This window comes from Microbacterium sp. SORGH_AS_0428 (assembly GCF_031453615.1).
Lineage (GTDB): Bacteria > Actinomycetota > Actinomycetes > Actinomycetales > Microbacteriaceae > Microbacterium.
Genome location: NZ_JAVIZT010000001.1, coordinates 2,886,427 through 2,908,364, shown reverse-complemented (window position 1 = coordinate 2,908,364; position 21,938 = coordinate 2,886,427). Strand labels below are relative to the sequence as shown.

The window sequence follows — 21,938 nt, the reverse complement described above, 5'->3', positions numbered from 1 at the left end:
CGCGCTGTACGAAGATGCCTGAGTTCGGGTGCGGCTGCGCTTCCGCCCGCTGAGCTGAGATGATCGCGACCAACTATCTTGTGACGAGTCAGCTCGGAGCCATGACGCCTGCCCCGAGTGGGATAGTGATTGATCACGAACGCACTAGCCACGGATGAGGACGAAATCGATGCCCAGTCTCACAGTTACCAGATCGGGTCGGGCGTGGCTCTCGAATTTCCAGGATGAGGACCAGCCCGCCGCGCGTCGACTCCTGGACGGCTTAGAGATGGTCTCCAACGACCAGTTCCGAAGAGAAATGAAGACCCTCCTCAAGCGCGCTTGTGGAGAGCAGTCGGCCCCGCCTGTCGCCGCCTACGCAGTACACAATCTGCCGAAAAATTTCGCACCGCACTACTTCGATTGCACCGGTCCGCATGCGCCGATAACTTCGCTGCGATGCCCATCGACTGTGCATACCGGCAGCGAGCTGATCGTGCAGAACATCCTCCTGAAATCCGCTACCGCGCTGAATGTGTTGGTCGATGCGACCGTCGAACAGATGCATGCGTCTCGCGTTCATCGAGTCCTTCTCGTGACAGACAACATCGCGTCTGGGCAGGAAATCAGCACCTTCCTGGCATTCATGCAAGCGAATCCGCGGTTGCGAAGCTGGAAGTCGTTCGGCTGGCTACGGTTCGAGATTGTTACACACTCCATCACTGAGTCCGCACTCGCTTCGCTTCGCCGCAAAGCAGTGGTTCACTTCGAGCAACTCAGCCGGACGTTCGAAACAACCGACTGGAGCGACCAACAGCTTGAAGAGGTCCGCGCGCTGTGCAGGAAGTACGGTTCGATAAAGCGCGAAACGCTCGGCAGGAAGAATGCCGAGTCGCTACAAGTGTTTGGTCACACGTTCGGCAACGGAACGCCTGCGATCATGAGGCAGACGACCGGACGACAAGGCACAACATGGTCGCCACTGCTCCCCCACGGTCGCGATTATGCCCTGGAGAGCACCGAGATGGCCGCGCTGCAGGGATATCGGGCGCCGCACAGCCTGCTGGCGGCGCTTCGCAGGCTTGGCCGGACCAACCCCATCAGAGTGCTCCGGTCAGCGCGAGTCGATGCGCAGGCTCGTAATCGATCGTTAGCCGGCAAATACGGCCCTGGCATCCTCGCCCTACTCAGCGCGATCGACGCTGGACACCGCCGTCCTGTCGACCTAATGAAGGCAGGTGCAATGTCGTTGACCCGCCTCCACTCGGTGGCACGCGCGTCCTATGACCTCAAGCTCATAGAAGGGTATGCCGACTTCGCGTCGGCGTTCCACTCCGACTCTCATAGCGGCGATCCTAGGTCAGCCTCACCGCTCGACGAGGTGAAGCTAAGCCTCACGGATCGCGGCAGAGAGGTGCTTCGCCGACGCGCGCGGGTTCGAACTCCCAAACCCAGACCTGCAGTTCCTGCCGCCGAGGAGCCAGGTCACCTGTCAATTCGCGCGGTCGACGCCACATCCCCGCCTCCCTCGCCAGCAAAACCGCCGGCCCCGTACTATCCTCAACAGTTGAGGTGAGGGGGCTTCGCGGGACTAGATAAGCGCCGCCGTGTTACGCGGCGGCCGTCTCTGCAAGACTTCTGACTATGTTCATGAAGCAGCCAGAGAACGCCGATCTCGGCGCATCCGTGCAGTTCGCACGGGTGAGAACAATCTGACGGTTCCGAAAGGAGGACGACCCTCGCTTTGCCCCTGCGGCAAGACTTGGACGCGAGGGTCGCCCGCCCCTCCGGGGCTCTGACCCAAGGTAGTCGCCAGTGAAGTCTCCTCACCTCTATCGAAAGAACGCTCCTGCAGGCCTTGACCGCGCAGTGGTCGAGCGGGCCATCCAACTCAGCCAGGCGCAGGAAGCGGCTGGCGTCGCTCCCGTGCTTACTCTGAACCATCTGGCTGTTCAGGCGGATGTGTCATTGGGCCTTCTCGAACGCGTCGCTGCCCGCGCTTCTGATCCGTATCACTTGCACGAGATCCGCAAGAGAGATCGAGTGTCAAAACGCATGATCGCTGCGCCAACAGCAGAGCTTCGCCAAGTTCAACGTTGGTTGCTCGACAACGTCTTCGGACGCATTCCGGTGAGCGCGCACGCGTTCGCGTACGTCGCTGGCCGCTCCGCTCCCCAATGTGCTCGGCAGCACGTGGGAGCGAGCTGGCTTCTCAAGCTCGACGTGAAGGACTTTTTCCACGAGTTCGACGAAGCACAGGTCTTCGCGCTCCTGCGATCCGTGGAGTACACGCCGCTGGTGAGTCTGGAGATCTCGAGGATCGTAACGCGCCACGTATCGACACCTCAGACCTGGCTACCCAAGAAGTACGCATCAGTTAGTCATCGTCGCCCTGTCCCCGACACAGACCTGATGTCTGTCTTGTTCAGCCCGGATGGCGAGACCCCTGAGTATCTCGCTCATCCGCAGGGAATCCGCCTTGGGTACCTTCCCCAAGGCTCTCCGTCCAGCGGGGCGATATCTAACCTTCTGTCGCGACACCTCGACGCCGATTTGTCGGCGCTCGCCGTGTCGCGAGAAATGACATACACGCGCTATGCGGACGACATCACGCTCTCATCGAGCGAACCGTTCAACCGCGACCGCGCGGAGAAGATCCTTCACGAGGCGACGGCCATTCTCGACCGCAATCTGCTCACGCCTAACCGAAGAAAAACCAAAATCGTGACGCCCGGCCGTCCGTTGGTAGTACTCGGGGTTCGAGTCGACGGCGATCGGAGCCGCCTTCCGCGGCGAGTGCGCGATCGAATTGAGTTTCACCTGCGAGGGATCGAGCGCTTTGGGTTTGCCGCCCATAGCCGACACGCGGGCTTCGACGATGTCCTCGGGTTCGGGAATTTCCTCTATGGCCTGATCCGGTACGCCTACGACGTGCAACCGTCCGTCGCCGAGTCCTACTTTGCGCGCGCAGACGCCAGCTTCCCGGCGGCCGCGAAGGACCTCTAGATCCACCGATCCGGAGGTCGGAAGGACGTCGTCTGGGTCGGCGTTCCTGCCGCCACGACCTGTTGAGTCGCGATGCGACCCAACGCGTCGCGTTCGACCTTCACCATCACGCCGTCGCCGTATGTAGTTCTTGAGTGCAGGTTCGTCGCGTCATACTCGAACAGCATGTCGCCGAGCTTCATCACGTTTCCTCGCGGGCCATAAGTAAGCGCACCGCTACTGACCCCGTCGTTCACGCTGTTCGCTCCGCCGAGCGGGTTGGTTACTGAGGTACTTGTGAGGCGGTCGGCCCAGTCGGAGCAGTACTGAATGGTGGTTATGTGTTGCTTGACCGTTCGGCCGAACAAAGCTATCCACAAGGCGCGTTCTGTTCGACGACGCACCAGCAGAGACGTTGACCCCACAACCTCCGCTCGACTCGTATCGGTTCGCCGTCAATACGCGTCACTGCGACCTTCCCGTCGCGGTAGTACTCGTACGACCGAGAATGGTTGGTCGAGTCCACCTCGCTACTTGCGAGCGGAACGGTTCGTCGCCCGCGCGGCAGTTTGCGCAACCCGCTTGGTTCGCTCCTCGGCGGAGAGGCGGCCCACGTAGGCGCCACCGAATCGGGCGTTTCAGGCCAGGGCCGGACTTTGTCAGCGGCCCTCTGTAGCCTCCTGCCCTATGGACAGTCCACTATCCGATCGAGGCGATCGCGTTCCAGCCAGGCGCCGAGTAGTCGCGCTGCCGAACAGTTCGTCCCGTCTCGTCGGCCCACGCGATCACCTCGCGGATATCCCACACCGCCATGCCTGCGAGCCGGACGACCGGAGACGGAAACGGCGTCGTCGATTCCTGGCGACGCTGCCACACGTTTACAGTGTTTGGTTCAACACCGAGCACGACTCCGACTTCCTTCGGTCCTGCCAGGAATCGGGCGTCGTCCACCAGGCCACGGTAGATGGCATGTGGCCTCGATGCTTCGCGGCGCGCCGCGCGGCAGTTCCGACGGAGAACTCTTACAGTGAGGTATGGTGCATTGAGTACCACGAGAGGACATACCCAGAATGAGCTCGGCAACCCCAGCGGATGGGTCCCCCAACGTCTTTGCGACGGGATCACGGGGCGAGAGCGCCTGGACGCTCCTGGAAGGGGACTGCCGAGAGCAATCTGCCCGGATTGAGCCCGATTCCGTCGATTGTGTGGTGACAAGCCCGCCCTACTACTGGCAGCGCGACTACAACGTGGATGGCCAGATCGGCATGGAAGCGAGCATCGACGGCTTCGTCGACAACATCGTGGCGTCGATGGGAGCGCTGAAGGACGCCCTCAAACCCAGTGGAACCCTCTTCCTAAACCTGGGCGACACCTACTACAACGCCAAGGGGCGGCCACATGGCGAAGACCCGAAGCACAAGAGCCGCCGCATGGACAGGCTCAGGGCGGTCGATGGTCCCGGCCTCGGCCTTCCGCGCAAGTCACTGATTGGCATTCCCTGGCGTGTTGCGCTCGCAATGCAGCAGGCAGGTTGGACATTGCGCAGCGACATCATCTGGATGCGGAACACGAGCATTCCCGAGCCCACCGCGAAGGATCGCCCGTGGCGAAAGTTTGAGCACGTCTTCATGTTCACGAAGTCCCCGCGCTACTACTTCGACCGCGAGGGTCTCGACGGAGAAGAGGACGTCTGGCTGATTGAGCCAGAACGTAACTCGCTCGCGCGGGGCACTCACTACGCACCGTACCCACGTGAGCTCGTCCGGCGATGCATCGCAATCGGCTGCCCTGAAGGCGGCACAGTGCTCGACCCATTCGTCGGTGGTGGCACAACGATGTCGGTCGCGCTGGAGATGAACAGAAGTGCGATCGGGATCGAGCTGAACCCGACGTTCTGTGCATACATCGCAGGCGCCTTGGAGAACGATCAGGCAAGCGGCGTCGCCTAGGTTCTGTTCGGTGTCGGACGGAGCCGATACGTTTGGCTCGTGCCTTACCCTTCGCCTGAGACGCTCGCCGCCGCCGCAGTTGATCTTGCAGATTGTCATGCTCTGACGATCGTCACGATTCCGGCGTTGCTGGCGGCTAGCAAGCCGAATGGCAGCGTGTTAGTTGCGGGCCCGCGCCTGCCAGTGATCCCCAACTTTGGTAGTCGCCAGGAGAAGCCAGTGCTGGAATCTTTCCGGCTGCGTGACGGCAACAAGCCCTATCTCGCGGTGTGGCAGGAGCCGCCAGTGTTCATCAACTCGGACTATCCGGGATCGACGTTGCAGCGCCAGCGCACACAGGACGAACTCGGGCGCGAGCTGTTCGAGATCGAGTGGAATCCAGAACATACGAAGCGGCTTGGAACTGCGCTTCGACCGTCCGCGGGGGCGGCGCTTGAGCGACGTGGCATCAAACCTGTCTCGCGCATGAGTCTGGCACTCTGGCTGGGGCGGCATGAGGATCTCGAGAATCCAGAGGCCTTCCTCGATTGGTTCGATGCCGAGTTCCCACTCGACGGCACCGACCTCGAGGATTTCTATGTCCGTGACGTCCCGGACTATCTGATACCCCGCCAGCCAATGGACGGTGCATTGTGGACAGATGAGCCTTCGAGCGAGGACATCTTGGAGCGCGTGCGTCCGCAATCTGACGACGAGGTGCTGCTCGAGGTGCCGTCGACCGTCCCGCAGAAGGCGGTCCAGGCTGAAATCGAATCCGGCCACCTAGACAAGCCGGAAGACCTGCGGTGGACTCGCGAGTTCTCGGGGTATCCGCTGCGTGACGCTGACGTCGCGCGGCTGACGCGGACAGTGCTCGACAGGCTGGCGGCATCCCGGATGGTTCTGCCGGACGCCGAGGCGTTGGTGCGTCGCTGTGTCACCGCGCTTCTGGTCGGGCACCTCGTGCTCCAGGGCCCGCCCGGCACCGGCAAAACCACGCTGGCGCGTATCCTCGCGGACGCTTTCGGCGTCCGCTTGCTCGAGTCGACAGCCACAAGTGAGTGGTCACCGTTCCACGTCGTCGGTGGGCTACGCCCCGCTGCCGATGGCAGCCTCCAACCCTCATACGGCAAGGTCGCGGACGCCGCGCTCAAGTGCGCCGTTCAAGTGCGCGCTGAGGTCAACGTCGAAGCGGAGGGCAGCGACGCACTTCCGCGAATTCAGGGCACCTGGCTCCTCATCGACGAGTTCAACCGCGCCGACATCGATAAGGCCATCGGATCGCTATACACGGTGTTGTCTTCGAGCGACCCGGAGCATCTGCTCCGAAGTCCGATCGATCTGTGGTTCGAAGGGGAGGGCCGTCAGCAGCTCTGGGTGCCTGCGCGATTCCGAATCATCGCAGCAATGAACGACTTCGACACGAGCTTCGTCAATCCGATCTCGCAGGGGCTGACCCGTCGATTCCAGTTCATCACCATCAACGCACCCGGATACGAAGGTGACCCGTCTGCCCTAAGCCCCGAAACTGCAAATGCGCTAGACGCGGCCTATGCCTGGCTCTCCGCGACCTACGGTGGAGTCATCGATGTGCAGCCGCTCGAAGTCATTCGGACATCCATCGAGGCAGAACTGGGGACCCTGCAGAGACTCATCCTCGGCCTGCGCACATCGTCGGATCTGGCAGCGGGTTGGCCGGTCGGCACTGCCCAGGTCGCGGACGTGCTTCGCATCGTTCTGCTGCAGCTTGCCGGGGGCCTGCCGGCCGCGCAGGCCCTGGACTGGGGCATCGCGGATCGCCTAGTACCGCAGATGGGCCAGATCGATGACGCGCAGTTGGACCGCGCCCGGGAACTGTTCGAGCAGGCTAATCTCACGGCATCGAGGGCTGCGCTACAACATCTTGTTGAGCCCCATGGCGCATGACTGACCACGACGGCGAATGGCTGGGCGAAGCCAGCAGCGCTGATACCGCCCTCCTTGAGCACGCTCCCGGTGGCGCCCTGAGTAGCCGCGGACGTCAGGCGGCGATCGAGGCTTCCCTGGGGCTCCTCGGCGTCTACTTCGCTGCCGGCGACCAGCAACTGGTCGATCGGGCATCCGGGAGTCGGGCTGAGCAACCTGACGAGCTCGACGTAATTCTGGCGGGCTTGCGTGTGCGTGTGGCACTTGCAGCCAGCAATCGCCTACTCAAGATTTTGAGCGACGTGGTCGCGCGACCAACATTCCGATACGAGCTTCGCAGTACCGAGCAAGTCGGCGCACTGAGCGGTGCGCTTGACATCAATCGATGGGTCACCAGGTCGCACGGAGGTGACCAGGAACTGACCTATCCCGTGCTTGAGGTGCGTCGTGGCGCGCGGACGCCTGAGAATGTTCTAGCGAGCTACGCATTGGCCTGGATCCGAGAAGAATTGCGGAGAAGCCTCGCTGTGAGCATCGCAACCTCCGGTTCCGTGGAGTACCGTGCCGTCCGTCAGCAACGTGAGCGACTGGGCAGGCTTGCCCAGCTGCCGCTTCTGGCGGGCAGCGCTCCACGCGCAACTGAAATCCGCACGCGACCGGCGCTTGATCGACTGATGGCCCAGGTGCAGCGGCGCCTGCAACGGCGCGAGATTCCGAGTGCGCGACCGTACAGCGAGCTCGTGGAGTGGATGTCGGCCTGCTTAAGCGGTCTGCCTGCTGTCGATCCCGGGGATGTGGATCTCGCCCTGTACGGTCATCAGTTTGACAACAAGCTCTTTGAACTCTGGTGCCTGGGCACCTTGGGTCGCGAGTTGGCCCACGCAATGAATGTGCCGGAGCCCATCATCAACAGGGCTTGGCGTCGCGAAGCCGCAGCTTATTCGTTTGAGAACTTCTCCGGGCGCATCGACGTCTACTTCCAGCGGAGCATTCCTTCTGTGACGAAGTTGAGCGCGGCGCGGTGGGTGAAGGAAGATGGGCGTCCTCTAGGCGGGATCCCGGATATCGTCGTACGGGCGCGACCGCTGGGCGGGACTGAACGCCTCGCAGTGCTTGACCCTAAACTTCGTCAGCGTGACCGCCTCCCGGCCGAGGAGCTGTACAAAATCTTGGGCTACCTCCAGAACTTCGGCATCGAGCCCGCAGTCGGCGGAGTGCTGATCTACACGACGGAAGCTGAGCCTAGACCGGCCGATGTGTTTCATGATGACGCTGGAGGGACCCTGATCTCGGCCTCATTAAACCCGTCTGCTTCCCCGGATGTCGTAAAGGATGCTCTACGCGACGTCGTGACTACGTTGCTGTCACAAATCGATCTCGTTCCACCGACATCGACGGCTGCCTCGGACGCTCTGGGCAGCGCGCAGGAACTAGCTGAGGACACGGTCGAGTCGACACGAACGCTGCTCGCTTCGTGGGGAAACGCTCACCTCGGTGAGATTCGACCGAGTCGTGAGCGCATAGAAGCGCTAGTTGGTGAGAAGCGATGGGCTGCGCTCGCGAGCGATGTCCAGGTCATGATGGCCACCGCCGACCTTGTCGGCCACCAGCTCGACCCAACAGCGGATTTCTCGGGGCCGGTGATAGGGATGTGCGCGGCTATCGAGCACCTCATCTACACTCAGCTCATCCAATCCGTCGTGGCAGGAAACACAGACTGGGCACGACAAACGCGCACCTTCGGCGCCGCTGTCGATGCGGTCGGTCTCGCGGCGCGCGGCAAAGGCAGCACGATATCGAAGAGTATCCGGGCGAGGATGGAGCTACTCGGTCTCGATCTCGACGTCGTGGCAAGCCTCGAATCAAGCTGGCATCGACTCAACTCGACGTACCGAGTTCCGGCAGCGCACCGTGAGGTGCTCTCGCGTACAAGTTGGCAGCAGGTGTACCGCCTTGTGATCGGTGCCGAGACGCTGTTCGCGAGAACTTACGACGCACTCCAGTCGACGTCGCCGAACTCGTCGTGAATCATTGGATCGTGAAGCGGCCGCGAGAGCGACCAGTCAGTCGTGCGACATCCGTTGTGTGCTCCTGCCATAGGTGTTCGCTCTCCCAATGGTCGAGGTAGCGGAGCTGTAGGCCGCGTACGACTGCGGCAGCGCTGGCGCTCGGAGCCGTGGCCAGTGCGACAGCTAGTACCCGATCAAGTGCCAGATCAACGGCCCGCGATTTGTTCGTGAGAGCTGCGCGGTACCGGTCCATCACAAGGAGCGCTGTCGTATCGTTCGGATGACTTACCAGTAGTAACGTCGTGCCCCCGGCGCTTGGTTCGTCGACTTGGAGGATCCGCTCGCCGAGCGCGTGGCATCGCAGAAGCTGTCCGATTGTCGGATCGATGAACGCCGCCTGGGGGTCGTGCCACAGATCGCGGCTCGACGCCAATTCTGCGTACCTTTGACTGCCTGCGACATCGATCCTGCGGCTGCTGAATCGATCAGTGTACTTCAGCTCGAGCACGAGTCCTTCGACGCCGAAATCAGTACGAACACGGAAGAAGGCGTCGAGCCTCGTCATGTCGCCGAGGTACTGGCTCCGCCTCGGAGGCGCGAACTCGATGTCCCAGCGGATCACCTCGGCGATGTCGGAGCGTTGAAGAAGCAAACGGAGTACCTCAAGAAGCCACGTAGGGTCTGAGCCGAGCGGGCCGAGCAGATTGACCAGAAGTGTCTGGCTCGATGTCATGTGCCGAGTCATTCGCACCGGGTCGGCCCCCCAGCCCTGCTGTCGTCGCGACAGGAATAGCTGCCTCGACTCTGACGCGGCGAAGTTCAGCCCGGCCTCGGCGGCTGCGGGAGGAAGGATGCTGCCGAATGGACGGCCAGACGGCGCGCTACCCCAAGACTTCACGCCCAGCTGAGCAGCGCGATACCACGATTGGTGAAACCGGGCTCTGCGTGCATGTATGCCCTCTGATAGTCGCGGCTGATCACCGAGGTCCGCGAGCGAAACGTCGAGGGGCATTTTTCAACGTTATCCGGCCGCACTCGCCGCCTGCGCACGACTATCGCCAGTTGTGGTCGCCGGTGGGCTTCCGTTGCAACCAGGGTCGGGTTTGGCGATCTCATCCATCCGGCAGGATAGACGCCATGGAGAGTGCACTATTCGACCTTGATGACACGCTTCCCGCCGCGAGTGACGCGGCGACTCCGATGACCGCACTGCAGCGGCAGACGATTCGCGAGCTATTCGCTCAGATCGGCGTCGTTGGTGCTCGCGCGCAGTTTGACGTGGTTGCTGAGCTGACTGGCATCCGCATCGTCTCCGTGGCAGAGCTTGAGGTCAGACCGGCGAATGTGCTGATCCAGATGCTTCGCGCTCGCGCGGCGCAGTCTGGGCATGTCAACACGGGCAACGCATGGGCGGACCGCGAAGAGGACACCTGGATCGATCGGCTTTAGCAGTAGGCCCACGATGAGGGAATCGATAGGGTCAGACGAAGTAGCGGACTACCGCCGGGTGCCAAGGCTGGGGGACGCTCTCTGACAGGCGAAAGGTTGCGCTGGTGCATCTTCTCTACGTGGTCGATTTCGATGTCGAGTCCGTGCGCGAGGGAGACTCCGCCTTCGAGTCATTGCTTGAGCATGTCGCACAATGGCTGAGCCGAGGATCCGACGTTATCGTGTGCTCGGCCGAGCTGCTTGAATCAGGGAACGCGACGCTGCCCCCGATCGAACTGGGGGATCTGATTGTTTCCGACCGCGTTGCCATTTGGGAGTCAATCGCCGCTGGCATGGATCGCGCTCTGAGGGTATCGGTGCGGCAGACTCTTGACTCCGGGATTGAGCTAACCACTCGAGTCACCGTTAGCGAGGTCTCCGGGAGGGTGAGCTTTCGTGTCGGCATCAGCCGGGAGTACCTCGGCGGAGCGCTCACGCCGGTACGGAGCACTGACGTGTATCAGCCTGGCATTGTGGGAGCAGTCGCACGGGACGAAGCTATGCGGCTCCGTATTGGTGGGCAGCACGTTGACGAACGTTTTCAGATGGTACGAGACGTGCATGAAACCGTCGCTCTGGTGGAAGCGCTGAAGTCTCCGTCACGTCTTCCGATACTGCTTGTGCACTCTCGGTCGGCCGAGATTCGGGATGCCGCGTGGGTCGCAGCAAGCAAGCTTATTGGGTTGGCGCGGGTTGTAACGCTCAACTATGCGACGCGGGAAGCTCTCCAGGCAGCCATCCCAGGGCTGAAGATCCCGTTCGGTGGCGCTCGACTGGTCTGGTCCAACATCGACGCACCTGGCGTAGACGTGACGGCGGCGGAAGTCGAAGCCGCTGCTGACCGTGAGGTGCTCCGTATCCGGCTGATGCCTCGCTTGGCTCCGCTGGCTGCACTCACACGCGGCGTCGACGAGGGATGGCGGCGCGCTCGTCATGCTGTTCAGCGCGCGGCACGTAGCGATGCCGATGCGCGGGTTCGTCTCGCGCAAGAAGCTGCGGACATCGGTGCTGAGCGTGACGCGCTGCTCGCGCAGGTAGCGATTCTCGATGGCGAGGTCGCCGAAGCGCAGGCGCTGGCGGACTCATACGCTCACGATGTCGAGGCGTTCAAGGCGCGCGCCGACGCGGCCGAAGACTTGACCGCTCAGGTGGAGTACTGGAGGGGCTTATACCTCAGTCAATTCGAGCCCGTTGAGGAAGCCGCGACTGACCCGTGGGAAACGATTCCTCCGCTCAGGAAGTCGTCTGATCCCACCGGTACCTTCCTCGCGCTCACCGACGCGAGCGGCTCCTGCATCGTCTTCACCGAAGCGGCGGGACGCTCATGGAAGAAGATCTCCTATCCCGACCCTCTGGATATGACTCAAGCGCTCACAACTCTGGCGCGCGCGGCGCAGAAACTGTACGGCGACGATCCAGGAGTAGCGGGACACCTCGATGACTGGTTCAAGCAGAACTTCGGACTGAACGTTTCGACCGCTGATGACACGATCGAGAAGAACAAGTCGCTCCGCTACTTCGTTTTCGAAGGGGAACGTCGAGAACAGGTGCCGCATGTAAAGGTTCGTGACGGCGTAAAGCCCAATGAGGTTGGGCGGATCCACTTCGCTCTCGATAACCATGGACGTCGGCTAATAGTGAACCACGTGGCACTCAAGCTGTACGGAATCTAGCCTCGTCCAACCGATGCCCCGGCGTGCGCGGCGTTGACCTCGCTACTTGCGTCGCTGAGCGACATTTGGCACGTGAAGCCGTCGCCCACACTAGCCGTTCGAAGGACCTAAGTTCATCGTCCCCCACCGCCTCTGGTGCAGGGATGCCGCCGACGCCCATGCTCTGCAGTCTGCCCCGCAGCCTGCAGAGCTGGCATCCCGGCCTGTTAGCTGCGGCTATCGATGCGCCAATGAACGAAATTGTCCTTAGGTCTCCTGAGGCTGAGCGCACGCCACGCGGGGGTCACCGCACGTTCATGCCACACGTCGCTGGCGCGGTTCCCCGGAGGCTGGTTTCCACCAGTCCTGAACTTCGGGACAGGGCAAGGCCTCAGTGTTCGCCACAGGGACGTACACATCGGTCAGTCGCGGGCGATGTGCAGGGCCTGCGTGAGTGCGCTTCCAATGGATTCTGCACCGAAGGCCGCGAGCTCTTGACGTCGTTCGACGTCAGGAGTGAAGCCTTCGCGTCCGTGATTGGTCTCAGGCGTGACGAGCAGTCGGTTCAGGGTGCCGTCGTCACCGTAGAACGCGTGCACCTTCGCCGACCTCACTCCCTTTGCATATTGGGCGTAGGTCTGGACGCCCACCCACGCGAGCAGCTGTTGGTCAGGCGGATTAGCACGAAGGTCGCGCGCGGGCACAACGCCCTCGGTGCTGGCCTCCAATGCTGTCAGTGCTGCGGTCCCGAGCGCGTCCAGATCGGTCGCATCTTCGAGTACGGCAGGAAGGCCATCGCTGACCCAGAACCCGCCTGTGTCTCGGGAGTAGGTGAAGACGAACACACGTCCATCGGGTTGCAGGTGGACGTCCACGATCGCTCTCGTCATCGGATCACCTCGACAATCAGTTGCACTCCTCGCTGCTGGGCATACTCGGCCATCGCCGCGATGACAGCTTGTTGCTCGCTCGAGCCCTTCGTGGGAATGGCGAGTTGGAGCTGTCGAGTCACGATATCGAATTCGTCGACCGTGACGTTGCTCAGCGTGCCGCCGCGGTATGCAGCCATCTTGTCGATGTACCCGGTGAGGAGCCTCTGAAGGCGTGCGGGACTTTGATACGTCTTGGACGCGAGGTTGACGCTCTTGATGCTCGTCGCGACCCCTGCTGCTTGGTCCCAGCGGTCGATCGTGCGGAACCCGTATGGCAGGTTGCCGCCAAGGCGCGCTTCGATCGTGAACCCGCGCGGCGATGGTCCGAGTATCCACGGGGACTTCGCGAGCTTGTCCGCGAGCGCAGTGAGCGACGCTGCGGCTCCTGTGACGCTCGCGGTCGCGGCAGTCGCTGGTGTCTTGGCGATGACGACTCGGAGTGAAGCGCTGGTTGCGTCGAGACTGTGCCAGGCCATGCTCGCAAGGACCGCCCGCGAGCCTTCCATGAAGCGCAGCGCGATCGCGGTCAGGCGGGTGCCGTACTTCGTGGCGTTGAGCGCCGCGAGTCCTGTTCCAGCGACGAAGCCAGCACCGTAGGTTGCGGCACCCGCGGCCACGGCGACCGCCTCGATGAGAACAGTCTCGGCGAGCAGGATGCTGATCTGCTCGCGCATCGCCGCCTGCACTTCGTCGACGTGGCCGGCATACTCATCCGCTGCGTCCGCGAGTGTTCGAGCTTGGGTTGCGGTGTCCGTAATCGCATCACCCACAGTGATGCAGACGCCGCGCGCAGCGTCGATCTCAGGCGACTGGATCTGATCAAGGGAGGTAAGTGCGTCCGTCACGGCGGGCCATGCGGACTCAAGTGTTGAGGCGACGGTGCGCCACGCGGACGCCACGGCACGTAGCTTGCCGGCATCGCCGTCTGGCCACGTAATCGCGACCAGGCTGATGAGCTGTTCCCAGCCATCGGGAGTGGGGATGGAACCACCCGCCACGCTCGGGACGCTCACGCATACGCCGACTTCCGATGACCAACTCGCCGCGGGCGATTGGAGGATCGCACCCAGTGGGTTCGAATCGGCATCGGCGGCCGCGTGGTTCACGCCCGACTGCTTCAGCAGCTCAGCAACCGTCAGGGCCGCCGCCTCGAGGTCATTGATCGTCTGCGCAGTGAGCTGCGCGACCTGGTCGTACTGAGCTGCCCATTCGCCGCCGGCCGCGTCGCTTCCGGCGATACGCTCCGAGCCTGCCAGCGCGGACCCGAGCGCGCGCTCAGCGTCCGCCACAACGGAGGCGACACCGTTGCCGAAGCAGGTTGCTGCCTCGTAATAGGCATTGGGGTCGACGGCGATAAGCATCGCTCAGCCCCACATCCGCGTGTTGGCTTCGACTGCGGCGGCATAGTTCGCCTGCGCACCCGCCAGCAATTGCCGCATGGCCACGAGCGCTTGATTCATCTCGCGGGCGTCAGCGCTCCAGGCAGAGTGCGCCGTGGTGTGAGCCTGCGACGCTTCGCCTTCCCAGGTCGAATGGAGTCGTCGTGAGGCGGCGTCCGCGTTGGCATGGACCTCGGCGATCTCGTTCGCGATCCGTTCGAGTTCCTCGACAACGTCAGTGAGCTGCGCGATATGTGCCCTGTACGCCATGGTTTCCCCCCATAAGCTGCTGCATCTCGATGCTCGGCGTCGCCCCTTCCAGTGCGCGTGCGGCGTCTTCGTGCGATCGCTCTACTGCGACCAGATCACGAGTCGCCGCGCGGAGCCCCTCGATGAGCGCATCGAGGCGCTGCACGCTGGATGTGGCAGCGCCCTGCCATGCCTCGAAGAGCGGCCGGAACTGAGTGGCGGCCTCCCCCGTCCACCCCTGTTCCAGCAGATCGGCGACACGTGACCGCACCGAAGAGATGCGTCCGTCAAGGTCTCCCACGCCCGAGTCGAGCCGCGCTGTCTCAGCAACCAGCGCATCGAAGTCGGCCCGAACGATCATGATTCGAGGCTACGACTGCGCATGGACACGCTCGCTGGATTATCCACAGGGTGTCAACGGACGTTGCGACGGACGTCGTCCGCCTGTTCGGGGGTCAGGAGCCACGGGTCGCCGGGGCGGTGCTCCGGATACCGCTGGCGAACGTAGTGGTAGATCCTCATCCCGAGTCGGTGCTCGTTATGCCCCAGTTCAGCGGCGAGAGCGGAGAGCGTAATCGACTCCCCCGTGCCCACATCGAGTACGTCGACGTCGCGCCACCGCAGTGGAACCCATACGCCCGCGCCCGCAGCACCGTGCTGCACTCCGGGCACCACGGCTGGCCCGCGGCTGCGAGGAGATCGTCCATGGCCGTGGAGCGTACTGAACGGCACACAGGTGTGGCACGGTTGTCCACAGACCTGCGCTTCGACGAGAAGCGGCTCAAGACGCCATCGCTGGTCGTCAAGCGCGCCCGTTCCGAACATCCGGCGCCCAGCCCTCGCGGGCACCCCGACGATCAGGATTATCATCAAGCTGAATCACCCATTCAGCACGGTGGATCTACCAAGCAGGTAGCACTCGGGTGAACGGACGACACGCGAGAAAGATCTCTCGTCCTGCATCCGAAACAAGCGGGATCGGTGCACCGACCAGCTCGAGGGAGTCCTTCGGGAGCCGATCCTCAAACAGAGCCATGGCAACGCCGGCTCGCGTGTCTCTGTATCGCTTCGGGCTGTACTCTATGCCTTTCGCGTCGGGCACTTTCTTCCTGATGTAGCGTGCCCACTCCCTCGTGACACGATAGTTGTCGGAGTAGATGGTTTCCTCATTCGCACCCAGGCCCAGCGCATCCGGCGCGGCCGTCAGGGTGACGAGGCGCATATGCAGCTTGACCTTCAGATAAAAGAAGGAAAGATCTTCGACCAGCTCAGGCTTGCAGTAAAATAGACCGCCGTTCGGATTGTGATCAAGAGTCCTATGCTCAAGCATTTCGAGAATAGCCACTCTCTCGTCGGCGACATGCTCTGCCACATAGAGAGCTCCGAAGGTATCTCGTGCTGTACTACTGAAGCGTCCGCGGCTCGTAGCGGAATTCGGCACGACCGGTTTTGGATTATATCCGTTACCCGGAAAAATCGATTTCCCGATTCTAACCAAACGGGAACCAACCTTGACGTCAGACCAGCGAGCATCGGCAGGGCCGTTGTGAAAGTCAGGTGTAATGAGAGGCATAGATTTAGTTTGATTCGAGCCTTGGTGCGTCAATCGTTCAGAACGTCAAGCGCGCGCACCACTGCACGGCTCGCGCTTTTGGTCATAAGAACAGCGGAGAGGGCTCGACCGCCAAGATAAGTGCGTCCAACGCCCCACCACGCGAGTTCACCCCACTTGTCGTCAGCGTCGTTAAAGTAATCGCTCACCTCAAGAATCAGAGGGCTTGGACGGTGCCGCTCGAGATCGAACTGGAAGGTTGGATGTAACCATCGTCCGTGATCCGGAACGGCCAGGATCTGACCCCAGCGCCTAAGCACCGTGACATCCGCTTCAGAAACCGGCCTGGTGTCCGTGCTCAGCAATTCTGCCACTTCAGCGGTGTACAAAAACGAGTTCGCCGTGATTAGACCGCGACGCGCGATATTGGAAGCTTCTATATGCGCAAGATATGAAGCGCGCCCAGGAAGCGGGTCCCCTTGGGCCTCTAATTGAGCCATCCGCTCCTCGTGCAGCGGATCAAGCGCCTTCGAAAAATGAAGCCGGTGTAGGCGATCTCGCCAAACCGCATCAATCTTCTTCCTAAGCAACAGCTCCTTATCCACTTTGACAACATCAGGCCTGTTTAGTTTTGATTTGTGTTGCGTATTATGATCATCCTCGTCCAGAATGTCAAGACAAAGATGGAACAGCAGCCTCTCCGCGCGAAACTCGGGCAGCAATGCAATCTGCGTTTCTGGGAACCGCTCAGTTAGTTGATTCAGTCTCGTGCTTGCCGATTCGACCACTACTGCAGCCGCCCGACGAGGCAAGCCTGTGTGTTGAGCTAGAAATCCAATCGTCCAGTCAGCCGCCTGGCTCGCTCGCCGAGCGGCCTCTAGCGCCGTGGCGTGTGCGTCTCCAAACAGAACGTCGACGAGGACGTCCACACTTGGCCGGTCGTGAGGTTTGACCGTCGTGCAAAAGTCGAGAATCCACTCAAACTGTTCACTGCGAAGCCTCGGGTACTTCGCGGGCAAATCGCGGTTGTCCCACCGATAAGTCCCGAGCATTCGCTGAGCAAGCTTTCCAAAGGCATAAACGTCCGCCGCGAAACTCGGATCTTCATCAGTCACGACTAGTTCACGCTCGTCTGCCCTCACCCATTCAGCTGGGACGCTGCTACCCCAGTCCATGAGAGCCCAAAGTCTCCGACGCTTGTCGAATGAGATGTTTGATGGCCGCAGATCTCCGTGCAGACGATTCGCGGAATGTAGCGCGTTCAAACCACTGAGGACTGAGTAGAGAATCTCAAGTCGAACCTCAAGAGCACTATCGCGATCCTTGACGTCAAACGCTTTATTCAACTCCATATCCGCAAGCACCTGATCCGCCTTCAAACGGAGCGTTAGGGCAAGGCGCCGCCCGACCAGCGGAACGTAAGCGATCTTGAGGGTCTGCGCCACGAGATGATCGTCGTTTTGGATCTCCGTAGCTTCAGCGAGGGATCTCGAATCCTCCCATGGCTGTATGTGGAGAACGTACATGGCCTTCGAGTCCTTGGCGCGCACGACGGCCGTCACGCGAAGTGGATCAGGGTACGAAGTCAGCTCGCTGACATAGGAGTACTGGTCGTCGAAGGCCTCGGCAATAGCGCTTGAGACCAGAAGCTCAGAATCGAAGTGCGTCGCTTCGCCTGCATCCGCAGAGCCGTGCGATGTACTGCCCAAGATGCGCCAATCTCCCCGTTCACGAAAGTTGGCTCAGAATAGCACCTCGACGACACGCCCGAGGCGCACAGATCACGATGTCTGTCCTCCGGTGTGCTGCGCCGATCGATCCTGACGTGTCAGCTTTCGCTAGGGGCGACGACGATCGCTGGAGTTGGCCCAGACGCGTCGTCCTTGAGGTCGGAGAGGTCGATCCGCTGCACTGCCGAGCTGCCGACATCCGTTGAGGTCTCACTCATAGAAGCTGATACCCAACCCTCGGACGGGCAAACAGGAGGTGAGCGTCGAGCGCGACAGCGATACCACTCAAGTCTCGACGATCACCGCCATACCGGCCGCGGAGCAGTCCTACTTCGTTCACGAACAGCGTGCCGCCGAACGAGACGAGACCTACTGCCTCGATCCAGCCGCCGTCGCTCGTTGGTAGTCCTCGAGCTCCGCAGCCTCGTAGCGGCGAGGTCGTGACTGTCTGCTGCGGGGACGAGACCGCCACGCAACATATCTTCTTCTCCTTCGCGTGAGCGACCGAGAACCGGATTGGTTCTCTGCAGATCGCAGAAGACGAACGAGGGTTGGGAAGGGGGCGTGTGAGTCGGTAGCCGGCCAGGAGAACGCGGGAGCGCTCGATCCTGGCCGGCCACGTTTGCTGATGCCTCAGCCCGCGGCTGCGCGCGACCGGTTGCCCTTCGGTGAGACGGTGCCGACGTCAAAGATCGCGGCGATGGCCTCGCGTTTCGTGCTGGCTTCACGCTCGATCTCTTCGCGCGCGGCTTGGGCGCGCTGCTGCAAAGCGGGGTCGGCTTTCGCTGCCTCGATCCAGGCGTCGATGGCGAGGCGTACCTCGTCGGTGACGTTGCGATCACGGAGCTGGGCGATGATGTCCAGCTGGGTGCGGGTGGACTCGTTGAGTCTGACCGCGAGGGGCTTGACCGGACCGTAGCCCAGGCTGTTGGCAGTGGTGGGTGTTGCTTCTGACTCGCTCATGCGGGTCACCTCCTTGACAGGTGCGGCCGAGAACTCGATCGGTTCTCACGGAGACCGCAGACCGGCAAGGAGAGAGCAGCTGCCCAGCCGCATTGAATGACAGAGTGAGAAATGCGGCAAGTGTCGGATCGAACATCACCGCTAGTCGCGGCGCATTCAGTGTTCGCGCCGTGTCCCCTCTTCGGGGGACACGGCGCGAATCTCGTTGACGACGAATCGTGGCGAACCCTACGTTGAGCGAGGCTGGAGCACTCCAGCCGATTTCCAACTGGGGGAAAGATAAATGAAGATCGAACGTTCTACCGCGCTCATAGGCGCGGCGGTTCTAGTGGCCAGCATGACGACGATCATGACGCCCGCTGCGTTCGCCGATGAGCCCGACTCGACGGAAGCAACGGTGATCGATCAGCCAGCGATTCAAGAAGCGCTGGAGGGAGCAGCCACGCTGGTTCCGTCTGACGAAGATGGCATCGTGGTGGAGGGTGTCGTCGACGATGTATCCGTGGCGGTGCCAGTAGACAGCGCCGGCCCCTTGGTCATCCAGGCCGTTGATGGTCCGACTATCTCCATCACGCTGCCTGCCGCGGACACTTCGGCGGCAGCTCAGCCCTTGACAGGTTCGACCGTCGCTTACGACAACGCCGACGGATCAACCACGGTCCCCGTCATCGGGGCGGACGGCGTTATCCAGGTCCTGACCGTTCTCTCTGAGGAGGGCGCGACCTCATCGTTCAGCTACGTGATTGACGTGGACGGTGGCGGCGGGGTGACTCCACTGCCCGACGGCGGTTTCGCTGTTCTTGACGCTGCAGGCGACGAGATCGCGACCGCGACCGCGCCTTGGGCAGTGGACGCGAACGGCGGATCGGTACCAACGCGGTACGAGATCTCTGCCAATGTCGTGACTCAGATCGTCGACGATTCTGCCGTGTCAAAGGACGCGTACCCGGTGGTGGCCGACCCGGCAATCACGGTGACTCGTTACGAGTACATCCCGATCAATGTGACGACCAAAACGAAGCAACCAAACCTCAAGAAGCTGGTCGGCGGTTGCAAGACAGCGGTAGCGAATACGACCTGCACCGTGTCTGGGTCCTACACAGTCGGCGCCACGGTCAATGCGACGATGGGGCTCTCAGCTAGCCAGGTAGGGACAACGATCGGCATGTCCGCATCGGCGAGTATCACTGGAGCGATCACGTGTACATCGCCGAAGATGCCGGCCAGGAGCGAGTACAAGGCGTACATCATGGGAACCTTTAAGTACTTCGACCTGCAGAAATGGAAGGTCACCAAGGCCGGCGGCATAACCGCTCGTCGCCTGATGGAGACCTCCCGAAATCAGGTAGCGTTCACGCCCATCAATATGCTCTACTGCACTCGATGAGCACTGAAGACGCGCCCCAACGAACCGCAGACTGGCCCCGTCTCCGGTACTGGCTACTCTGGCTGATTGCGGCCGCCGCGGTCATCGCGGGCCTCGTCCTACTGTCTGCGTCCGAAACCACTGTCTGGACGCGACTGGAGCCGACCAGCGAGACCTACGAGGCCTCGACGCTCAGTCTGATCCCGTTCGGCAGCGTACTTCTGATCGGCGGCGCCTTGCTCGCTGTCGTGCTGCTGATTCTGGATACCTACGTCGGGCCAACCTACCGCCGACGCACATGACCAGAAGGCGTTGCCACGCGGACTATCTCCACGTGGCAACGCCTTCTGTGTTCGCTCCGCCGGAACTCTCGCCCGACACAAGACACGCTTCCAGGTCGGAAGCATTACTGCGCGGCGTCGTACGCCTCAAGCACAGCGGCGGGAACGCGCCCACGGGCACTCACCTCGTAGCCGTTGGCGGCTGCCCACTCGCGCACTGCCCCAAGGTCACGGCTGTCCTTCTTTGTGGTACGTCCTCGCGTTGATGTGCTGCGGGAAGCACTTCCGATAGAGCGACCCGCCTTGATGAACGGCGCGAATGCCTCACGAAGCTTTTCGGCGTTCTTGTCCGAGAGGTCAATTTCGTAGGCGCGACCTTCGAGAGAGAAGTGAATGGTCTTGCCGGCCTCGAGAACTTCGCCGTCGAGGTCGTCAATGAGTCGGGTGATCTGCTGCTTAGCCATAGCTAGGGAGTATGACACACCAAATCAATGAAACACCGTCACTTGCATCAAATCCGATCTGCGCTATTTCATGCACGCGCAAACAAATAGGGCGCCCGCGATGCGGACGCCCTATTTGCCGGGAACGTATTAGGCAGCTTCGCGGCGGCGGTGCTTCGCGAGAAGCAGGACGGCCGCACCGGCGAGAAGAAGCGTCGCCGCACCGATGCCCAAGCCTGCGCCGACGCTTCCGTCCACGCCCGTCGCGGCAAGCTCAGCACCGCGGACGGAGATGTTCAGCCACAGCGAGCCGCTCGCGGCACCGCGCACCTCGACTTGGTGGGCACCCAGCGGGAGGTCAGCGGGGATCGTGATGGCCTGCGTCAGTGCGCCGGAGCCATCGGCCGTGCCAGTCCAGAGCTGGATGGGGGTGCTGTGGATCCAGAGCTCGACGGGTTCGTTGGACGCAAGCCCGGTTGCTGTGACCGTCACGCCACCTCCGGCAGGAACGCTCGTGGCAGAGAGCGAGGCTGTCGGGGTGGCGGGTGCGGTCGTCTCGGAAGGCTGAGGCGCAGGTGTCGTGGGCTCCGGCGTCGGCTCGGGTGTGGTCGGCGTAGGTTCCGGGGTCGGCGTGACCGCCGTGACCGTGAACGGCACCGTGGTGAACATGGTCGGTTCCGGGCCGCCGCACTCGCAGTTTTCGATCCGGTAGACCCCGACCGAGGCGTTGTAGCTGCCGGGGGCGAGGGTGAACGCCTTGCTGTAGGAGCCAGCCGACGAGATGGTGACGAAGTCGATGGTGCCCTCCTCACGGTTCGCGTTCGACGGGTAGACGTAGACGCGCAAGCTGTAGGGCCGAGTGGGAGCCTCGGCGCTGACATTGGGCGCGTAGTCGAAGGTGACCGTCGCAGCTTCGGGCGTGGTCGTGTCGACGGCGAGGTTACTCACGATCACCTGGGGTACGTCTTCGGCGGCACTCGCCGCCTGTGGAGCGATCGCGAGTGCGCCAACGACAGCGAAGACTGCGGCGGCGACGGATGAAGTGCGCCGGAAGCGGCGCCAGGGTCGGGTCATTGGAAGTTCCCCCAAGAGCGATA

Annotated in this window: 22 protein-coding genes; 9 read left to right on the top strand and 13 right to left on the bottom strand. The window is 62.0% G+C overall.

Annotated features, from left to right (window positions below; genetic code table 11):
- Positions 1-268: 268 nt before the first annotated feature.
- Entirely contained in the window at positions 269-1,555 is a 1,287-nt protein-coding gene (locus QE374_RS14150; protein ID WP_309735891.1) for a hypothetical protein, read from the top strand.
- A gap of 239 nt (positions 1,556-1,794) precedes the next feature.
- A complete protein-coding gene (locus tag QE374_RS14145) occupies positions 1,795-2,985 on the top strand; it encodes a reverse transcriptase domain-containing protein (RefSeq protein WP_309735889.1) in 1,191 nt (396 codons plus the stop codon).
- On the opposite strand, the gene QE374_RS14140 is transcribed toward QE374_RS14145, so the two are convergent.
- Both QE374_RS14140 and QE374_RS14135 read right to left on the bottom strand, forming a co-directional pair.
- Positions 2,982-3,167, bottom strand: coding sequence for a hypothetical protein (locus QE374_RS14140; protein WP_309735887.1), 186 nt, complete (start codon positions 3,165-3,167; stop codon positions 2,982-2,984). The genes QE374_RS14145 and QE374_RS14140 overlap by 4 nt on opposite strands.
- Before the next feature lie 496 nt (positions 3,168-3,663).
- Positions 3,664-3,915 carry a hypothetical protein gene (locus QE374_RS14135; protein ID WP_309735885.1) on the bottom strand — a complete coding sequence of 84 codons (252 nt, stop codon included), beginning with the start codon at positions 3,913-3,915 and terminating at the stop codon, positions 3,664-3,666.
- 257 nt (positions 3,916-4,172) lie between these two features.
- Here QE374_RS14135 and QE374_RS14130 point away from each other — a divergent pair, with 257 nt between their 5' ends.
- From QE374_RS14130 to QE374_RS14120, 3 genes are read left to right on the top strand one after another with little or no spacing between them, the layout of a single operon-like run.
- Positions 4,173-4,913, top strand: coding sequence for a site-specific DNA-methyltransferase (locus QE374_RS14130; protein ID WP_309735883.1), 741 nt, complete (start codon positions 4,173-4,175; stop codon positions 4,911-4,913).
- Between the two features lie 39 nt (positions 4,914-4,952).
- Complete coding sequence (locus tag QE374_RS14125) at positions 4,953-6,818, top strand: AAA family ATPase (RefSeq protein WP_309735881.1); 1,866 nt, start codon at positions 4,953-4,955, stop codon at positions 6,816-6,818.
- Positions 6,815-8,824: a hypothetical protein gene (locus QE374_RS14120; protein WP_309735879.1), complete on the top strand. Its 2,010-nt coding sequence runs from the start codon at positions 6,815-6,817 to the stop codon at positions 8,822-8,824. Before QE374_RS14125 ends, QE374_RS14120 begins: the two co-directional genes overlap by 4 nt.
- Position 8,825: 1 nt before the next feature.
- Here the strand turns inward: QE374_RS14120 and QE374_RS14115 are convergent, their stop codons facing one another.
- Positions 8,826-9,818 carry a PGN_0703 family putative restriction endonuclease gene (locus QE374_RS14115; protein WP_396653336.1) on the bottom strand — a complete coding sequence of 331 codons (993 nt, stop codon included), beginning with the start codon at positions 9,816-9,818 and terminating at the stop codon, positions 8,826-8,828.
- A 125-nt stretch (positions 9,819-9,943) separates the two neighbouring features.
- Between QE374_RS14115 and QE374_RS14110 the strand changes: the two genes are divergently transcribed.
- Both QE374_RS14110 and QE374_RS14105 read left to right on the top strand, forming a co-directional pair.
- Positions 9,944-10,255, top strand: a complete 312-nt coding sequence (locus tag QE374_RS14110; RefSeq protein WP_309735875.1) for a hypothetical protein — start codon at positions 9,944-9,946, stop codon at positions 10,253-10,255.
- Between the two features lie 104 nt (positions 10,256-10,359).
- On the top strand, positions 10,360-11,967 hold the full coding sequence (locus tag QE374_RS14105; protein ID WP_309735873.1) for a hypothetical protein: 1,608 nt from the start codon (positions 10,360-10,362) through the stop codon (positions 11,965-11,967).
- A gap of 401 nt (positions 11,968-12,368) precedes the next feature.
- Here the strand turns inward: QE374_RS14105 and QE374_RS14100 are convergent, their stop codons facing one another.
- The 8 genes from QE374_RS14100 to QE374_RS14065 form a co-directional block, all read right to left on the bottom strand.
- A complete protein-coding gene (locus QE374_RS14100) occupies positions 12,369-12,836 on the bottom strand; it encodes a hypothetical protein (protein WP_309735871.1) in 468 nt (155 codons plus the stop codon).
- Positions 12,833-14,239: a hypothetical protein gene (locus tag QE374_RS14095; protein ID WP_309735869.1), complete on the bottom strand. Its 1,407-nt coding sequence runs from the start codon at positions 14,237-14,239 to the stop codon at positions 12,833-12,835. Before QE374_RS14095 ends, QE374_RS14100 begins: the two co-directional genes overlap by 4 nt.
- A 3-nt stretch (positions 14,240-14,242) precedes the next feature.
- Positions 14,243-14,527, bottom strand: coding sequence for a WXG100 family type VII secretion target (locus QE374_RS14090; protein ID WP_309735867.1), 285 nt, complete (start codon positions 14,525-14,527; stop codon positions 14,243-14,245).
- The gene (locus tag QE374_RS14085) at positions 14,493-14,867 is read right to left on the bottom strand and encodes a WXG100 family type VII secretion target (protein WP_309735865.1); all 375 of its coding nucleotides are present in this window, start codon (positions 14,865-14,867) and stop codon (positions 14,493-14,495) included. The genes QE374_RS14090 and QE374_RS14085 overlap by 35 nt, the downstream gene beginning before the upstream one ends.
- A gap of 53 nt (positions 14,868-14,920) precedes the next feature.
- Positions 14,921-15,169, bottom strand: a complete 249-nt coding sequence (locus QE374_RS14080; RefSeq protein ID WP_309735863.1) for a hypothetical protein — start codon at positions 15,167-15,169, stop codon at positions 14,921-14,923.
- Between the two features lie 238 nt (positions 15,170-15,407).
- Positions 15,408-16,079, bottom strand: a complete 672-nt coding sequence (locus QE374_RS14075; protein ID WP_309735861.1) for an RES domain-containing protein — start codon at positions 16,077-16,079, stop codon at positions 15,408-15,410.
- 29 nt (positions 16,080-16,108) lie between these two features.
- Complete coding sequence (locus QE374_RS14070) at positions 16,109-17,767, bottom strand: hypothetical protein (protein ID WP_309735860.1); 1,659 nt, start codon at positions 17,765-17,767, stop codon at positions 16,109-16,111.
- Positions 17,768-18,421: 654 nt separating this feature from the next.
- Positions 18,422-18,751 (bottom strand): hypothetical protein, encoded by a 330-nt coding sequence (locus QE374_RS14065; RefSeq protein ID WP_309735858.1) that lies wholly within the window; start codon positions 18,749-18,751, stop codon positions 18,422-18,424.
- Between the two features lie 283 nt (positions 18,752-19,034).
- Between QE374_RS14065 and QE374_RS14060 the strand changes: the two genes are divergently transcribed.
- Both QE374_RS14060 and QE374_RS14055 read left to right on the top strand, forming a co-directional pair.
- Complete coding sequence (locus QE374_RS14060; RefSeq protein WP_309735856.1) at positions 19,035-20,138, top strand: hypothetical protein; 1,104 nt, start codon at positions 19,035-19,037, stop codon at positions 20,136-20,138.
- Positions 20,135-20,419 carry a hypothetical protein gene (locus QE374_RS14055; protein WP_309735854.1) on the top strand — a complete coding sequence of 95 codons (285 nt, stop codon included), beginning with the start codon at positions 20,135-20,137 and terminating at the stop codon, positions 20,417-20,419. Before QE374_RS14060 ends, QE374_RS14055 begins: the two co-directional genes overlap by 4 nt.
- A 104-nt stretch (positions 20,420-20,523) precedes the next feature.
- Here QE374_RS14055 and QE374_RS14050 read toward each other — a convergent pair whose 3' ends face one another.
- Complete coding sequence (locus QE374_RS14050) at positions 20,524-20,862, bottom strand: Lsr2 family protein (RefSeq protein ID WP_309735851.1); 339 nt, start codon at positions 20,860-20,862, stop codon at positions 20,524-20,526.
- Between the two features lie 129 nt (positions 20,863-20,991).
- Positions 20,992-21,915: a hypothetical protein gene (locus tag QE374_RS14045; RefSeq protein ID WP_309735849.1), complete on the bottom strand. Its 924-nt coding sequence runs from the start codon at positions 21,913-21,915 to the stop codon at positions 20,992-20,994.
- Between the last annotated feature and the right edge of the window lie 23 nt (positions 21,916-21,938).

What these genes read in the sequence shown, in the direction of transcription:
- QE374_RS14100 (WP_309735871.1), bottom strand. Translation starts at nt 12,836, where the DNA reads ATGACGAGAGCGATCGTGGACGTCCACCTGCAACCCGATGGACGTGTG.
- QE374_RS14085 (WP_309735865.1), bottom strand. Translation starts at nt 14,867, where the DNA reads ATGATCGTTCGGGCCGACTTCGATGCGCTGGTTGCTGAGACAGCGCGG.
- QE374_RS14065 (WP_309735858.1), bottom strand. Translation starts at nt 18,751, where the DNA reads ATGAGCGAGTCAGAAGCAACACCCACCACTGCCAACAGCCTGGGCTAC.
- QE374_RS14120 (WP_309735879.1), top strand. Translation starts at nt 6,815, where the DNA reads ATGACTGACCACGACGGCGAATGGCTGGGCGAAGCCAGCAGCGCTGAT.
- QE374_RS14090 (WP_309735867.1), bottom strand. Translation starts at nt 14,527, where the DNA reads ATGGCGTACAGGGCACATATCGCGCAGCTCACTGACGTTGTCGAGGAA.
- QE374_RS14050 (WP_309735851.1), bottom strand. Translation starts at nt 20,862, where the DNA reads ATGGCTAAGCAGCAGATCACCCGACTCATTGACGACCTCGACGGCGAA.
- QE374_RS14055 (WP_309735854.1), top strand. Translation starts at nt 20,135, where the DNA reads ATGAGCACTGAAGACGCGCCCCAACGAACCGCAGACTGGCCCCGTCTC.
- QE374_RS14140 (WP_309735887.1), bottom strand. Translation starts at nt 3,167, where the DNA reads ATGAAGCTCGGCGACATGCTGTTCGAGTATGACGCGACGAACCTGCAC.
- QE374_RS14115 (WP_396653336.1), bottom strand. Translation starts at nt 9,818, where the DNA reads ATGCCCCTCGACGTTTCGCTCGCGGACCTCGGTGATCAGCCGCGACTA.
- QE374_RS14150 (WP_309735891.1), top strand. Translation starts at nt 269, where the DNA reads ATGGTCTCCAACGACCAGTTCCGAAGAGAAATGAAGACCCTCCTCAAG.
- QE374_RS14110 (WP_309735875.1), top strand. Translation starts at nt 9,944, where the DNA reads ATGGAGAGTGCACTATTCGACCTTGATGACACGCTTCCCGCCGCGAGT.
- QE374_RS14045 (WP_309735849.1), bottom strand. Translation starts at nt 21,915, where the DNA reads ATGACCCGACCCTGGCGCCGCTTCCGGCGCACTTCATCCGTCGCCGCC.
- QE374_RS14060 (WP_309735856.1), top strand. Translation starts at nt 19,035, where the DNA reads ATGAAGATCGAACGTTCTACCGCGCTCATAGGCGCGGCGGTTCTAGTG.
- QE374_RS14075 (WP_309735861.1), bottom strand. Translation starts at nt 16,079, where the DNA reads ATGCCTCTCATTACACCTGACTTTCACAACGGCCCTGCCGATGCTCGC.
- QE374_RS14095 (WP_309735869.1), bottom strand. Translation starts at nt 14,239, where the DNA reads ATGCTTATCGCCGTCGACCCCAATGCCTATTACGAGGCAGCAACCTGC.